The sequence below is a fragment of the Microbispora sp. H10670 genome (assembly GCF_014161385.1).
In the GTDB taxonomy this organism is placed as follows: Bacteria; Actinomycetota; Actinomycetes; order Streptosporangiales; family Streptosporangiaceae; genus Microbispora; species Microbispora triticiradicis.
Genome location: NZ_JABBWW010000008.1, coordinates 33,068 through 46,820, shown reverse-complemented (window position 1 = coordinate 46,820; position 13,753 = coordinate 33,068). Strand labels below are relative to the sequence as shown.

The window sequence follows — 13,753 nt, the reverse complement described above, 5'->3', positions numbered from 1 at the left end:
GGACGCGGCCGATGGCCACAGACTCCACCGTGACGACGCCCCGGCGGGCGGGCCGCCTGCCGCGTGCGCTGCGCAGCAGGTTCTTCGGCTGGCTCGTCTTCGCCGGCGTCCTGCTCGCCTGGCAGCGCTACGCCTCCACCCATCCGTCGCCCAGGTACGCCACCGTGACCGACGTCGCCGCCAAATGGTGGAGCGAGATCCTCGGCGGGCCGCTGCCGGCCGCGATCCTGCAGACGCTGCGCACGATGCTGATCGGGTACGCCGTCGCCGCCGTCCTGGCGGTGGCCGTCGGCGTGCTCATGGCCCGCGTGCGGTTCGTCTACGTGCTGGTCGAACCCCCGCTCGAACTGCTGCGGCCGATGCCGATCTCGGCGGTGATCCCGCTGCTCATCCTCTATCTCGGCATCGACGACGCGATGAAGATCAGTGTGGTCGCGCTGGCCTCGTTCTTCCACATCCTGCTGAACGCGTACTCGGGGGCGGGCTCCACCCCGCGCACGATGATGGACACCGCCCGCACCTTCGGGCTGACCTGGCGGCAGACCATGGCCGAGGTCGTGATCCCGGCCGCCGCGCCGGCCATCTTCGTCGGCCTCCGTTCGGCCCTCGCCGCGTCGCTGGTCATCTCGGTGGTGGTCGGGATGATCGCCGGAAACGACGGGCTCGGCCACCTTCTGATGATCCAGCAGCAGAGCTTCCTGGTGACCGACCTGATCGTCGGCGCGGTGACGATCGCGATGCTCGGCTACCTCCTCAACTTCGCGTTCCTGTTCGTCGAGAGACGGATCCTGCACTGGCACTTCGGCGCCACCCGCGCGCAGGACTGAGATCCACGAGAAAGAAAGAAGACCAATGACGTCGACACTGACGAGCCCCGTCCGGGAGGACGGCTGGCTCACCGCCGGAGAGGTCGTGCTGACCGGCGCCGACGCGGCCGTGCGCGCCGACCTCATCAAGGCCGTGCACCTGCTGCACCAGCTGGGCGCGCTGCGGAACCCCTACTCGGCCAACGCCAGCGTCCGGCTCCCGGGCTCCCCGGGGCATGTGCTGATCAACGCCAAGGGGCTGCCCGCCGACATCTCCGAGCAGGATTTCGGCGTGGTGACGCTGGACGGCGACCTGGTCGCCGGGAGGCTCGGCCCCGGCGTGCGGCAGGTCCTCCAGATGCACACCCTGGCCTACGCCCGCCCCGGCGTGCACGCGGTCATCCACACGCACTCGCTCCACGCCACCGCGTTCGCCCTGGCGCACCGGCCCATCCCGCCGAACTACGAGCCGCTGGTCAACCGCGGGCAGACGGTGGAGATCCCCTGCGCGCCGTACCGCGCGCGCAACAACGGAGATCTCGGCGCCTCGATCACCGCGCTCCTCGAACAGCACCCGGACACCAGGGCCGTGCTGCTGGCCAACCACGGGCTGCTCGCCTTCGACGACGGCCCGCTCAGCACGGCGCGGCTGGTCGCCACGATCGAGGAGGCGGCGGCCCTGGAGATCCTCGCCGCACCCCTGGGCGGCTCGAAGCCGATCGTCCGATGAGCCGGAACACGATGAGCCGGAGCACGACAGCAGGAGCGAACTCATGACCGACCCCGGCTCCCTCCCGCCGCTCCCCGAGCGCCGCCTGGAGATCCTCTGGTACCTGATCGCGGGCGACGGCCGGTATCCCTGGGACCCGGCCTGGAGGCGCAGAGTCGACTTCGAGTACGTCCAGGCGTGGGCGAAGTCGATCGACGTCAACGGCTTCTACGGGGCGCTGCTGGCCACCCAGCCGACGAGCGGCATGGACCCCTGGATCACGGCGGCCTCGCTGGTCCCGACCACCCGGCGGATGAAGTTCGTGATCGCCGTCCACCCCTCGGTCTACACGCCGACGTCGCTGGTCAAGCTCGCGACCACGCTCGACCAGAACTCCGGCGGCCGGGTCGTCCTGAACGTCGTCAGCGGCCACACCGGGCTGGAGGCCGCCGGCGTGCACCTCAAGCACGAGGAGCGGTACGAGCACACCGACGAGTTCCTCACCGTCTACCGGGCGCTCATGCGCGGGGAACGGGTCGACTTCGACGGTAAGCACCTCAAGATCCGCGGAGCCGAGGCGGCGTTCCTGTCGCTCCAGCAGCCGTACCCGCCGCTGTGGTTCGGCGGCGCCTCGCCGATCGCCCGCGACGTCGCCGCCAAGCACATCGACAACTACCTGACCTGGGGCGAGCCGCCCGCCGAGACCGCCGAACTGATCGCGGACGTCCGCGCCCGCGCGGCGCGGCACGGCCGGAGCCTCCGATTCGGCATCCGCCTCAACCTCATCGTCCGGGACACCGACGAGGAGGCGTGGGCCGCCGCGCAGGACATGCTCGACCACCTGGACGACGACGTCGTCGCCCGGGTGCAGGCGGAGTCCGGGCGGCAGGAGTCGGTCGGGCAGGCGCGGCAACTGTCGTTCCACAAGGGCGTCAAACCCCGCTTCGCGAGGGACCTGGAGGTCTACCCGAACGTCTGGTCCGGCTTCGGCCTGATCCGGGGCGGTCCCGGGCTGGCGCTGGTCGGCAGCCCCGAGTCGGTCGCCGCCCGGATCCGCGAGTACCACGCCCTGGGGATCGACTCGTTCATCGTCTCGGGCAACCCGCTGCTGGAGGAGACCTACCGTTTCGGCGCCCAGGTGATGCCGTTGCTGCCGGTGACGCACGACGACCCCGGAGCGCTGCGGCCCGCGGGCTACACGAGGCCCAAGCCCGCCGGGCCGCCGTCATCCGGTCCGGCACCGTCCGGTCCGGCACCGTCCGGTGCGTCACAGCCGGGTTCGCCGCTGGTCGCCGCCGGCTGAGCCCCGGAACTTCCCGGAACCGTCCGTACGCGGCACCGCCCTCCTCGTCGCGAAGAACGAGGAGGGCGGGCTTCATGCGGTTTTTCGCCATCACAACACCGGGCGGCTTTGTTGGCGATGGGCCGCGGGGTCGCGCCCGGCGAGGCGGGCGCTTGTGAGAAAGCCTCTCACGGCGGAATTCAACCCTCAGCGGCATCGAGGGCAAGAATTCGCCGCGTTTCACCCAAAATGCGGCGCACCGTCATTCGAGACGTCCGGGAATCCCGCCGCGGCCGCGAAATTCCTCCCGGCAAAATTTCCTTGATGCCGTACGTGAAACCGGATGACCTCGCCTGCCGCGCGCCTACCGTTGGGGCATGCAGCGACAGCCATACGTGAAAAGGCCGCGGTCACGTCTCAGCTACCAGGTGGCCTACGCTCTGCGTCATCCCGGAAAGGTCTGGCCGCATCTGCGGCGGGTGACCCGCGACACGCGGCTGCGGCTGACGACCGCCGACCACGTCTCGTACTACCGGGAGGTGATGCGGGCCGACATCGCGGAGATGAACGCGGACGCCGCGATCGGCAGTCACGGCAGGGAGAGCTGGCTGCGGATCGGGAAGCTGCAGTTCGACTACCTGGTCCGGCACGGGCTGACGCCGCGCGACCGCGTGCTCGACATCGGCTGCGGCAACCTGCGCCTGGGGTGGCGGCTGATCGACCACCTGGAGCCGGGCCACTACCACGGGCTGGACATCTCGCCGGAGATCCTGCTGGCCGCCGCGGACACGGTCGCGCAGCGCGGGCTGCAGTCGCGGCTGCCGCACCTGACCCTGGTGAACGACCTGACCTTCGGCTTCCTCCCCGACGCGCACTTCACCGTGGTCCACGCGCACAGCGTCTTCTCCCACAGCCCGATCGAGGTGATCGACGAGTGCCTGCGGCACGTCGGGCGCGTCCTGCACCCCGACGGCTTCTTCGACTTCACCTTCGACCGTACGGAGAAGGCCGAGCACCACGTGCTGCGCGAGGACTTCTACTACCGCACCGAGACGCTGGTGCGGCTCGCCGAGCGGTACGGCCTGAAGGCCAGGTTCATGGACGACTGGGAGCGGTCCCGGCACAAGCAGTCCAAGCTGCGCGTCACCCACTGAGGGCGTCCCCCTGACGAGTCCAGTGGGGACGCCCTCAGTGGGACGCCAACGGTGGGGACGACTACAGCGTCGAGCAGACGGCGCCGTTCAGGCGGAAGACCGTGGGGGACGGATACGCCCCCTCGTTCGCGCCGACGAAGCCGACGGAGACCGAGCCGCCCGCGGGGATCGTCCCGTTCTGTTCACCGGGGACGACCCGCACGTCCTGACCCTCCGACGTCCACGTGCCGCCCGACCCGCTGCTGACGCGTTCCCCGGCCACCGGGAAGCGGAACGCCAGCGTCCAGCCGGACACGTCGGCCGCGCCGCGGTTGGTGACGGTGACCGTGGCGACGAAGCCGCGGCCCCAGCCCTGCGTCACCCGGTAACGGACCGCGCAGGCGCTGTCCGGAGGCGTGGGAGCGGTGAAGGTCACCGGGGCGGAGGGCCGCGACAGCCGTCCGGCCCGGTCCCGGGCCAGCACGTTGACCGTGTAGGCGGCGCCGGGCTCCAGACCGCGCAGCGTCAGCGAGGTGTCCCGGGTCGTGCCCAGCAGCGTGGTCTCCGTGCCCACCTGGCGGTACACCTCGTACCGGTCCGCCCGCGGTCCCCCGATGGCGGGCCAGCTCACGGTGACGCCGTCCGCGGCGCCGCGCGCCGCAGGCGTCCCCGGGGCCGGCGCGGGCTTCGGGCCCTTCGCCGCGCTCAGCGTCATCGTCGTCACCGAGTACGGCGGCAGCGTCGTCGTGTACGGGCCGCCCTGCCCCGCCCGGACGATCGAGTCGGCCCCGCGCGTGAAGGCGTACGTCACGGGGGTCCGCCCCGAGGGGGTGAACCCGTCGTACCGGAACCGCACGGGATAGGCGGTGGCCGGATCCTTGTTGATCAGCACGACGGACAGGTCGCCGCCGGCCCGCCGTACGGCGTGCACGGCCACCTTCGACTGGTCGGAGGCCGCCCTGACCAGGTCGTCGCCGGGGCGGGCGGCGGTGCCGAGGATCTCGATGCCGTGGTAGGAGGGGAACGGCGTGTTGACGGGGGGCTCGCAGACGCCGTCGGCGCACTGGCCGAGCGACAGGAAGCCGATGTCCTGGAAGTCGGTCTCGCCGTCGATCGTGCTGACCTTCTCGACCGTGTTGTGGGTGTCGAACCAGTCCACGGTGAAGACGCCGTTCTCCAGCGCGGTCAGGTAGGCGTCGGCGGCGAACAGTCCGGCCGCGTGCACGTTGCGCCCGATGTTGGAGGCGACCTCGGTCAGCGCGAGCGGCACGTCGCGGCCGCCCAGGGCGGCGACGTCGGCCCGCACCTGGGCCAGCATCTCGGCGAGCCTCGGCGGGGAGGCCAGCAAGGCGGTGACGTCGCCGGTCGTGTCCGGGATGCTCGTGCCCGGATACCAGTGCACGGTGAAGAAGTCGACCTCGGAGGCCAGCACCGGGATGACGGTGTGGTTCCAGTTCGCCGAGTCGCCCGCGGCCACCACGCCGTCCGGCCAGCTTCCGGGGATGGTGAGCACCGCCCCGACCTTGACGGCGGGATCGACGGCCTTCATCGCGCGGACGTAGTCGAGCGCGTTGCGGGCGTACGCCGCGGGGCTCTTGTCCGGGTGGTCGTCGGACTCCCAGGTGGCGCCGTAGTGGCCGTTGCCGTAGAGCTCGTTGCCGATCTCCCAGTACTTGACGCCGTACTTCTTGGTGACGTTGGCGTACCGGACCCATCCGGCCGCCTCCTCCGGGGTCCCGGTCCCGTAGTTGGCGATCACCACCGGTTGGGCGCCGGCGGCCCTGACCGTGCGCATGAACGCGTCGAAGTCCGTGCCGGGCGCCACGGTCCCGCCCGGCGCCGTGTGGGTCTTCCAGTGATAGAGGTCGCCGTACGAGCCGCCCGGGTAGCGCACCGCGGCGATGCCCGCCCGCCGGTACAGCCGCGCGACCTCCGGGTCGTTCATGTGCGCGTCCCAGATGGCGGCGTTGGCGCCGGACGCCGCCTCGTGGACGGCGCCGAGCCCGGCGTTCGCGTTGACCGTGACCGTGACGGCGTCGCCCCGCACCGGTGGGGCGGGCGGCGGCGGAGGGCCCTGGGCGGGGGCCGCGGCGGCCAGCAGGGGCGCGGCCACGAGCGCGGCGAGCGGAACGGCCAGGGCTCTTCGCATGTAGTACTCCGGGTTGCGGGGAGGGGTGCTTCCAGTGTCACCAGGCTCCGACGATCGAGCGCTGTGATCGTTTAGTCAAGCCCGGCGCCCGCCCGTCCGGCGCCGTCCCCGGGGCCGGCGCCGATCAGCGCCGATCAGCGCCGATCAGCGCCGATCAGCGGTGTCCGGCGGCGGGCACGGCCGTGATTCGTTCAGCCCCGCTCGGCCGCGGTCGGCGGGGGGCCGGCGGCGGGCACGGCCGTGATTCGTTCAGCCCCGCTCGGCCGCGGGTTCGGCGTCTCGCGGGCCGGTCACCCCGAGCCCTCCCTCGCCGTGCCCTCCTTCTCGGCGGGCCCGCAGGACGGCCGCCGCGGCGGCCACGGCCGGCAGCATGATGACCGCGGCGGCGATGTTGACCGCCTGGAACCCACCGGCGGCGAGGATCGGGCCCGCCAGCGCGGCCGCCACCGCCCCCGCGTAGCTCATGCCGGCGTCGGTGGCGCCCTGCAACGGGATCCGCAACCGGTCCGGTGCGGCGTTCGCCAGCAGGACCGACGCGGAGAGCATCGACGCCGACCAGCCCAGGCCGAGCACGGTGAGAGCGGTCGCGGTGAGCACGCTCCCGGCCTGCAGGGCGGCGGCGGAGAAACCGAGGACCACGGACGCCGCCAGCATCGCCAGACCGGCGAGGGCGACGCGGACCGGGCCGAACCGGTCGGCCAGCCACCCGAAGAGCGGGCTGAGCGCGTACATCCCCAGCACGTGCAGGGAGATCACCACGCCCACCAGTCGCAGCGACATGCCGTGGTGCTGCATGTGCAGCGGGGTCATGACCATGACCATGACCATCACCGCGTGCGCCACCGCGATCAGCACCACGCCGAGCCGGGCCGCCGGATGCCGCAGGGCCCAGCCCAGCGCGGCGCGCGCCCCGCCCGGGGACTCGCCCCGAGAAGCGCCGGGAGACGTGCCCGGGGATCCGCCGGGGGATGCACCGTCCGCACCTGTGGGATCACCCGCTCCGGCCGGCGCTGTGCAGGTCGCTGTGCCGGTCGCCGTGCCGGCCGCCGGGAGGGGGACGCGGGCCGCGCGCGGCAGGAACAGCGCGGCCACGGCCGCCAGCGCGAAGGACAGGACCGCGAACAGGTACGGCCCGGTCAGGGCGGGCAGGCCCAGCAGGCGGCCGGTGCGCTCGCCCGGCTCGCTCAGGTTGGGCCCCGCCACCGAGCCGATCGTGGTCGCCCAGATCACCAGCGACATCAGCCGGGCCCGGGTCGCGGCGGGCGCGCCGTCCGCCGCGGCGTACCGGGTCTGCAGGTTCACCGCCTGGGCGACGCCGAAGAGGGCGAGCCCGGCCAGCAGGACGACGACCTGCGCGACCACCGCCGCGGTGATGATCAGCACGGCGCCGGCCATCGCCAGCGCGTATCCCACCGCGAGTGACCTGCGCCGCCCGTACCGGGCCGCCAGAGCGGCCAGCGGGACCGCCGCGACCGCCGAGCCGAGCACGCTCGCGCCCTGGCCGAGCCCCGCGAACGAGGTGCCGCCCAGCCGTTCGACCAGCAGTCCGCCGACCGCGAATCCACCCGCGACCCCGATGCCGCCGAGCAGGTTGCCGGTGACGAGGAGCCCGATCCTGCGCGTCTGGAACCCCGCCCCGCTCACCGGCGGCCCCCTTCTGTCGGTGCGGCCCACCGTCCAGCGGACCGGCACCGATCGTACGCACTCGAACCGACACAACCCGGGCGCGGGCGGCGGCCCTCGGTCGCTGCTCCGGGCGGTGGGCCGCCCTATCGGGAAATCGTCCCATGACGAATTCGCGGCGCCGGCTCCCGGCAATTGCGGCGAGCGCGTTAAAAGGTGATGCCGAATCGGTCGCGGCCCTGACAGGGGGCCATTCGGGTTCTATCCTTGACGGCGTCCTTGACAGAACTTCTCGCGGATTGCGGGAGAAAACGTGCCCAAGACCACGTGTACGCCGCGAAGGGAGAAAGCGCGAAGCGAGATTTCGTGGGGAGAGGGGCTTCGTGATCGGGATGTCGAGTCTTTCATGGAGGTGATGCGGGCGCGCATCCGCGCCGACGCCGAGACGACAGGGGTGGATCTCCGGGCCCTGGAGATCCAGGTGAGGTTGCACCTGCCGCGGCTGAGCAGAACGGCGATCGTCGGATGGTCGCCGGACAAGGTCTACGAGGAGATCCGGCTGCCGGCCGTCGTACGGGCGGCGCAGGTGGAGCAGTCGGCGCAGGACGCGGCGCACCAGGCGCACGCCTCCGTCCTGCTGAACGTCGAGAAGGTGCGCCGCGACCTGAGCCTCTCGTTCACCGACGGGTACCGGACCCGGCTGCGCTTCGGGAAGGTCAGGCCCAGCGTCGGTCATCTCGTCCAGTCCCGCCTGCACTACCTGCACAGCGAGCGGGCCGACACCCTCCTCCAGTTCGGGCTGTTCCTGCCGGGCGCCACGATGCCGCTCACGTACGTGGCCTTCTCGCGGTGCGACCGGCAGTACGTCATGGAGGCGCTGGCGGGGCACGGGCTGCGGGTGGAGCCCGGCCGGGTGCTGGTCCTGACGAGGATGCACGGACTGGCCGGGATCCCGGCCAACCTCATGAGCCTGACCGTCGCCCGCGCCGTCAGGGAGATCAGGCTCGCGGACGCCGGCGACTACGTCGTCACCGCCTGCAACCCGATGCTCGGCTTCGACGGCGCCGCGTTCCTGGCGTCGGGGTTCGTCCCCGTCGCGCTGTCTCCCGTGGCGTACCGGTACGACGAGACGGGGCTCTTCCAGACGCGGCGGATGCCGGGGAGGTCGGTGCCGCAGCTTCTGGACACGCCGCGCAACGTCCTCATGATCCTCGGCGTCACCACGGCGGCGAAGCGGACCGTCCGGGCGCTCGACGGCCTGATCACGGTGCCGCGACGCACCCACTCAGGCGGTGAGCACGTGAGACCCCGGCAGGCGGATCTCGCCTCGCCCGAGTGGCGGGCCCGGCTCCTCGGCTACCGGCGGATGCTGGAGGCCTGCTGGTCGGACCGGACGGTCCACCCGCGCTACCAGGAGGAGCGGGCGGGCGACGGAGACCCGCGCGGGCAGTGCGGTGTGACGTCGGTCTGGCTCGCCCGCGAGCTGCGGGCCGGCCTGCTGCTCGAACCCGCGTACTGCTACGGCCGCCTGCGGGTCGGCCGCCGCGACGACGAGGACGTGAGCCACCACTGCTGGGTCGAGATCGGCCCGTCCCACGACCCCCGGCGGCTCGTCGTCGACCTCACCGGAGACCAGTCGAGGAGCGTGCCGGAGCCGATCGTCCTCGGCGAGCACCGGGCGCTGGCCGACCGGGGCCTGCGGTACGAGCCCACGACGAGGCTCGGCCTCGACGAACTGCCGAAGGACCGGGTGTGGCCCCGGTTCCTCGCGCTCGACGACCACCTGCTCGACGGCCATCCGCTCGACGGGCGATCGGAGGCCCGGCGATGAGGGCCCCGGGTCTCCTCCGGACGAGGGCGGCGGGCCCGGCGGACGCCCGGCCCTCGGTGCTCCTGCTCTCGTCCGACCTGCGGCGGAGATACGCCGAGGACGTCCTGACGGCGCTGGCCCTGCCCCGAGGGGCGGTCATCCAGTTCCGGTACAAGGCCGGTTACGTCGCGCGGGCCCTCCAGCGGGCGGTCGCGGACCGCTCGGTCGTCGGGCGGCGGTGCCTGCTCGGTTTCGTGGCCGACGCCCAGGCTCCGGCGCCCCTGTTCCCGACGGCGCAGTCCCCGGTGCCGCAGTCCCCGGTGCCGCAGGGTCCGGTGCCGCAGGGTCCGGCGTCGCGGTCCCCGGGGCCGCCGCCGTTCGTGGTGCCGGTGCGCCTCGCCGTGATCGTCGCCGCCGTCCGGGTCGCCGACATGTTCGTGTTCCGCCTGCGGGTGGACGACTACGCGAACCTGGACGACTTCCCCCTCACCGAGGCGGAGATCAGGGAAAGGGGCGCGTCGTTCGTCGCCGGGCTCGAAGCGGTCAACGGCGCCCGCTTCTACCCGGCCACCGCCCGGTTCCCCGACCCGCTCCCGCCACCACGGACCCGTGCCGACGACCCGCACCTGTGGCTCGGCGTGGCCCGGCGGCTGGCGCAGCATCCCACCTTCAGGTCCTCCTACTTCGTACGGGTGGAGGAACCCGTGCTGGGCGACGACAGGAGGGCCGGGCTCGACGCGGCGGGCCGGCTGAGCCTCAGCGACAGCGACTCGGTGAAGGTGCGGGTCACGTTCTACGCGGACGGCTACTGCGAGCCGATGCGGCAGCTCGCCTGCGCGACCGACGGCACCTACCTCAAGATCTCCTCCGACTGGTCGTACGACCTGTCGCTCCGCTACGACACGGTGGAGTTCTGGCTCCAGCCCGAGGCGCTCGCCTTCGACGCGCTCGCGCGGGTGACGATCAGGCTGGCGGCGGACGGGCAGGCGGAGCAGGCGCCGGGCTCACTGACGACGAAGGTGGGTTTTCCCGTGGTCGTGCACCGGTCGCGGTCGCGGCTCTTCCTCCGGGTGTCCGCGAACGCGGCCGGCGCCTTCCTGGTCGCCCTGCCCGCCGTGCTCGGGCCGTCGTTCCCGTTGCACCTGCGGATGCTGTCCGCCGTCACCGGGGCGGTCCTGCTCGCCCTGGCGACCATCGTCATCTCCCGCGGCGGGAGGTGACGACCCCTGAAGTGGCGCCCCGCCGGAGAAGAGGTGGGGCCGCCGGGCGAACTCCCGGCACAGCTCCTCGAAGAGAGGCAGCAGTGCCGGGCAGCTCGCCGCGATCTTCCGCCTGGCCGTGATCTCGGTGCGCCGGTACGCCGCCCAGGTCGGCCGCAGCGGGTGGTGGTCGGCGAGGAGCACGTTGACGTGGGGGAGCAGCTTGTCCAGCGCGTAGACGAACCTGCTCTCCGCGTCGCGCTGCGCCCGGTAGCCGTCGAGGTCCTCGACGAGCCAGGGGAACGTCCCGCCGAAGTCGCGGGCGATGATCTCCCGCGCCTCCTCCTCGCGTACGGCCTTCTTCTCCCGTTCCGCCGGGCCGGCGTAGACGGAGACGTCCCCCGCGTGGACCTCCGGCAGGTCGTGCACCAGCGCGTACCTGGCGATCCTGCCGAGGTCCAGCGCCGGGTCGACCAGCGGGGCGAGGCAGACGGCGGCCAGGCCCAGGGCGAAGGAGTGCTCCGCGTCGTTCTCGCGCCGCGTGACGTGCTGCGGCACGACGGAGGACCGTTCGATCAGGTACGGCGGGAAGACAAGCTCACGCATGACGGCCAGCAGGGCCGGCGCGTCGGCGGCGCCGGCGTGGCCCGGCGGCAGCGGGGTGCCCGTGCCGTTCGCGTCGTCCCTCGCCATCGGGCCGCCCTCGCGTCGTCCGCCCGTACCGGGCCGCCGCGCCACGCGCGGGCCGTACGGGGTCGCCCCTGGGGGACGTCCCCACCCGCGTCGTCGCGCTTCGGCCTTCCGATCAGGGTAGCGACCGTGCGGCGACGGGGGAAAGCGTCACGCGCCAGGCGTCCCCGGGAGGCCGGACACCCGCCGCGCGCCGGGGCCCGGGGTCACGGAGGAGTAGGGGGGCGGAGGTCCCACCAAGAGCGGCGAGGAGATGTACGCGCTGGGCCTGCTCCATATGCGTGACATGCACGGGGGTGCATTAGAGCTCGACCGGCGCGAGGAACACCGCGAAAGGGGGCCCACATATCCGGCGGGCCCCTTCGTCGTACGTCAGCGGCGGTCGAGCACCATCACGTCCATGACGGGGGCGTCGGGCGCGGGACGGCAGGTCCCCACGACGTTCCAGCCCCAGTGCTCGTACATCGCGTGTGCCGGGGCGTCGGGGTGGGAGAGCAGCGTCGCGTACGGCTCGGGGCGCGGAGCGACGAACTCCGCCAGCAGTCGCTTGCCATGGCCGTGCCCCCGGTAGGCCGGCAGCAGCACCAGCTCGATCACCGCGACGTCCGGCACCGCCTTGACCCCGGCGGGCGCTTCCGACACCTCCCCGCCCCACCAGCGTTCTTCGCCGAACGTCAGGCCGAAGCTGAACCCGGCCAGTGCCCCGGTCCCGGCATCGAGCGCGGCCAGCAACTCGAACCCGGCTTGTTCCACCTGGGCGCGGGTCCGCTCAATGAAGCGGTCACGGGAGAACAACGGTCCCCCGTGGTAGGGCGGCTCGGAGTAGATGACGCTGTAGGCGTTCGCGTACTCGTCGGACAGCGCCTTGGCGGCCTCCTCGCCGTGGTAGCGGACGAATTCGACGTCACCCATGTCAGGCCTCCAGGGGGCGGCGGGCGGGCGGAAGGGACAGCCTTTCACGGTAGTCGGCTACGGGAGCGCTGGCCGCTGCGACGGCGGGCACGGCCGTCAGGACCCACTGGGCGGCTCTGCGGACGAACATGGTGTGGTGCCGCGTGTCCAGGTGGTCGAGTGCGGTGGCCGCGTGGCCGATCCCTCCGGGCACGTCGCCGTGGGTGCGTAGGGCGAGCACCGACCGGTGCATCTCTACCTGGGTGATCTGCCGTTGCCTCCAGGCGGGGTAGGAGGCGACGGCCTCGTTGATGGCGGCCTCGGCCACGGGCGCTGGCGCTGTCCTGGACAGCACCAGCGACCGGGTGTGCAGCAGCCGCGCGGGCGGCCATCCGAAGGCTGTGGTGGTGTCGTCGGTGGTGAACGCCGGGAGCCGGTCGTACAGCTCCTCCAGCGCGTGCAGCGCGTTCAGCGCGGCCGGTTCGTCACCGGCCAGGGCCGCCGCCTGGGCCAGGACGCTGTGCGCCTCGGCGGCGCCGGCGCAGGGCCGCCCGGCGGCGACGGTGATCGCCGAGCGGGCCCGCTCCATGATGACCTCGGCGGGCCGGTTGGAGTATTGGGCCTGCCCGGCCTCGAAGCCGAGGACGGCTGCTTCCACCTCGGGGTCGGCGGCCTGCTGCGCCGCGCGGCGGGCCGTTCGCCACCAGTGGCGGGCCTCGCGCGTCTCCTCCATGAAGCCCAGGCACTGAGCGGTGAGGTACGCCATGCGCGCGTACGCCCGTGCCCACGCCGCGGCGTCGCCGGGAGGGCCGCCCCGCATGACCCTGTGCAGCGCGTAGGCGTCCAGGACCAGGTCAGGCAGAACGTCGGCTGGGGGGTCGCGCCACAGCAGGTGCCCGTACTCCCACGCGGTTTCCTCCCAGTCGCCGACGCGGTCGCTGCCGGTGGTTTCGTTCATGGCGAGGCGGACCCGTTCGACGGCGTCGATCGAGACGGCTCCCGCAGCCGCGATCACTGCGAAGGACCGCAGGATCTGCCGACGTTCCATGTGCATGTCATCAGCATCCACCTCCAGGCGCGGTAGTCCAGACCGCTGTGGCTGGGCGTCGGCGGCCTCGGCCATCGCGTGCAGGCTCCTCAGCACGCCGTCAGCGCCGTAGATGGCGTCGAGCGCGGCGACGGCCTCCCCGGGTGGGCGGCGTTCCCCGCGCTCCCATTTCGCCAGGTGGGAGTGGTCGAGGAACGCCTGGGTGGCGGCGGGGCGCAGGCCCAGGCCCGCATTCGTCCGCCATATGCGTAAGACAGCTCCCAGCGTCTCCCACGGCCCACAGGCGGGCGGGATCGGGTCGGGCATGTGTGCTCCCCATGGTGTGGCCTGCTGTGGCCATTTGCTTTGGCCACAGTGATCACCTTGGCTCCCCCGCGTTCTGTGGCGACTATTGCACAGCAGCCCACTTTTCG

General features: G+C 72.4%; 10 protein-coding genes. 5 read left to right on the top strand and 5 right to left on the bottom strand.

The window, feature by feature from the left end:
* The first annotated feature begins 11 nt into the window (after positions 1-11).
* The 4 genes from HHX33_RS13900 to HHX33_RS13885 all read left to right on the top strand — a co-directional run bounded on the left by HHX33_RS13900 (position 12) and on the right by HHX33_RS13885 (position 3,951).
* Positions 12-827: an ABC transporter permease gene (locus HHX33_RS13900; protein WP_182874958.1), complete on the top strand. Its 816-nt coding sequence runs from the start codon at positions 12-14 to the stop codon at positions 825-827.
* A gap of 25 nt (positions 828-852) precedes the next feature.
* Positions 853-1,536, top strand: coding sequence for a class II aldolase/adducin family protein (locus HHX33_RS13895; RefSeq protein ID WP_138461714.1), 684 nt, complete (start codon positions 853-855; stop codon positions 1,534-1,536).
* 43 nt (positions 1,537-1,579) lie between these two features.
* Positions 1,580-2,818 (top strand): LLM class flavin-dependent oxidoreductase, encoded by a 1,239-nt coding sequence (locus HHX33_RS13890; RefSeq protein ID WP_182874957.1) that lies wholly within the window; start codon positions 1,580-1,582, stop codon positions 2,816-2,818.
* Positions 2,819-3,174: 356 nt separating this feature from the next.
* Complete coding sequence (locus HHX33_RS13885; RefSeq protein ID WP_182874956.1) at positions 3,175-3,951, top strand: class I SAM-dependent methyltransferase; 777 nt, start codon at positions 3,175-3,177, stop codon at positions 3,949-3,951.
* Positions 3,952-4,012: 61 nt separating this feature from the next.
* Here the strand turns inward: HHX33_RS13885 and HHX33_RS37195 are convergent, their stop codons facing one another.
* Together HHX33_RS37195 and HHX33_RS13875 are read right to left on the bottom strand one after the other, a co-directional pair.
* Positions 4,013-6,079 carry a cellulose binding domain-containing protein gene (locus HHX33_RS37195; RefSeq protein WP_182874955.1) on the bottom strand — a complete coding sequence of 689 codons (2,067 nt, stop codon included), beginning with the start codon at positions 6,077-6,079 and terminating at the stop codon, positions 4,013-4,015.
* 249 nt (positions 6,080-6,328) lie between these two features.
* Positions 6,329-7,723 (bottom strand): MFS transporter, encoded by a 1,395-nt coding sequence (locus HHX33_RS13875; RefSeq protein WP_182874954.1) that lies wholly within the window; start codon positions 7,721-7,723, stop codon positions 6,329-6,331.
* Positions 7,724-8,117: 394 nt separating this feature from the next.
* On the opposite strand from HHX33_RS13875, the gene HHX33_RS13870 reads away from it, so the two are divergent.
* Positions 8,118-9,533 carry a hypothetical protein gene (locus tag HHX33_RS13870; protein ID WP_182874953.1) on the top strand — a complete coding sequence of 472 codons (1,416 nt, stop codon included), beginning with the start codon at positions 8,118-8,120 and terminating at the stop codon, positions 9,531-9,533.
* Between the two features lie 983 nt (positions 9,534-10,516).
* Here the strand turns inward: HHX33_RS13870 and HHX33_RS13865 are convergent.
* From HHX33_RS13865 to HHX33_RS13855, 3 genes are all read right to left on the bottom strand, one after another.
* Positions 10,517-11,404 (bottom strand): HD domain-containing protein, encoded by an 888-nt coding sequence (locus tag HHX33_RS13865; RefSeq protein WP_182874952.1) that lies wholly within the window; start codon positions 11,402-11,404, stop codon positions 10,517-10,519.
* A 369-nt stretch (positions 11,405-11,773) separates the two neighbouring features.
* On the bottom strand, positions 11,774-12,313 hold the full coding sequence (locus HHX33_RS13860; protein ID WP_182874951.1) for a GNAT family N-acetyltransferase: 540 nt from the start codon (positions 12,311-12,313) through the stop codon (positions 11,774-11,776).
* A gap of 1 nt (position 12,314) precedes the next feature.
* The gene (locus tag HHX33_RS13855) at positions 12,315-13,646 is read right to left on the bottom strand and encodes a helix-turn-helix domain-containing protein (RefSeq protein ID WP_182874950.1); all 1,332 of its coding nucleotides are present in this window, start codon (positions 13,644-13,646) and stop codon (positions 12,315-12,317) included.
* Positions 13,647-13,753 lie beyond the last annotated feature (107 nt).

What these genes read in the sequence shown, in the direction of transcription:
- HHX33_RS13900 (WP_182874958.1), top strand. Translation starts at nt 12, where the DNA reads ATGGCCACAGACTCCACCGTGACGACGCCCCGGCGGGCGGGCCGCCTG.
- HHX33_RS13895 (WP_138461714.1), top strand. Translation starts at nt 853, where the DNA reads ATGACGTCGACACTGACGAGCCCCGTCCGGGAGGACGGCTGGCTCACC.
- HHX33_RS13890 (WP_182874957.1), top strand. Translation starts at nt 1,580, where the DNA reads ATGACCGACCCCGGCTCCCTCCCGCCGCTCCCCGAGCGCCGCCTGGAG.
- HHX33_RS13885 (WP_182874956.1), top strand. Translation starts at nt 3,175, where the DNA reads ATGCAGCGACAGCCATACGTGAAAAGGCCGCGGTCACGTCTCAGCTAC.
- HHX33_RS37195 (WP_182874955.1), bottom strand. Translation starts at nt 6,079, where the DNA reads ATGCGAAGAGCCCTGGCCGTTCCGCTCGCCGCGCTCGTGGCCGCGCCC.
- HHX33_RS13870 (WP_182874953.1), top strand. Translation starts at nt 8,118, where the DNA reads ATGCGGGCGCGCATCCGCGCCGACGCCGAGACGACAGGGGTGGATCTC.
- HHX33_RS13865 (WP_182874952.1), bottom strand. Translation starts at nt 11,404, where the DNA reads ATGGCGAGGGACGACGCGAACGGCACGGGCACCCCGCTGCCGCCGGGC.
- HHX33_RS13860 (WP_182874951.1), bottom strand. Translation starts at nt 12,313, where the DNA reads ATGGGTGACGTCGAATTCGTCCGCTACCACGGCGAGGAGGCCGCCAAG.
- HHX33_RS13855 (WP_182874950.1), bottom strand. Translation starts at nt 13,646, where the DNA reads ATGCCCGACCCGATCCCGCCCGCCTGTGGGCCGTGGGAGACGCTGGGA.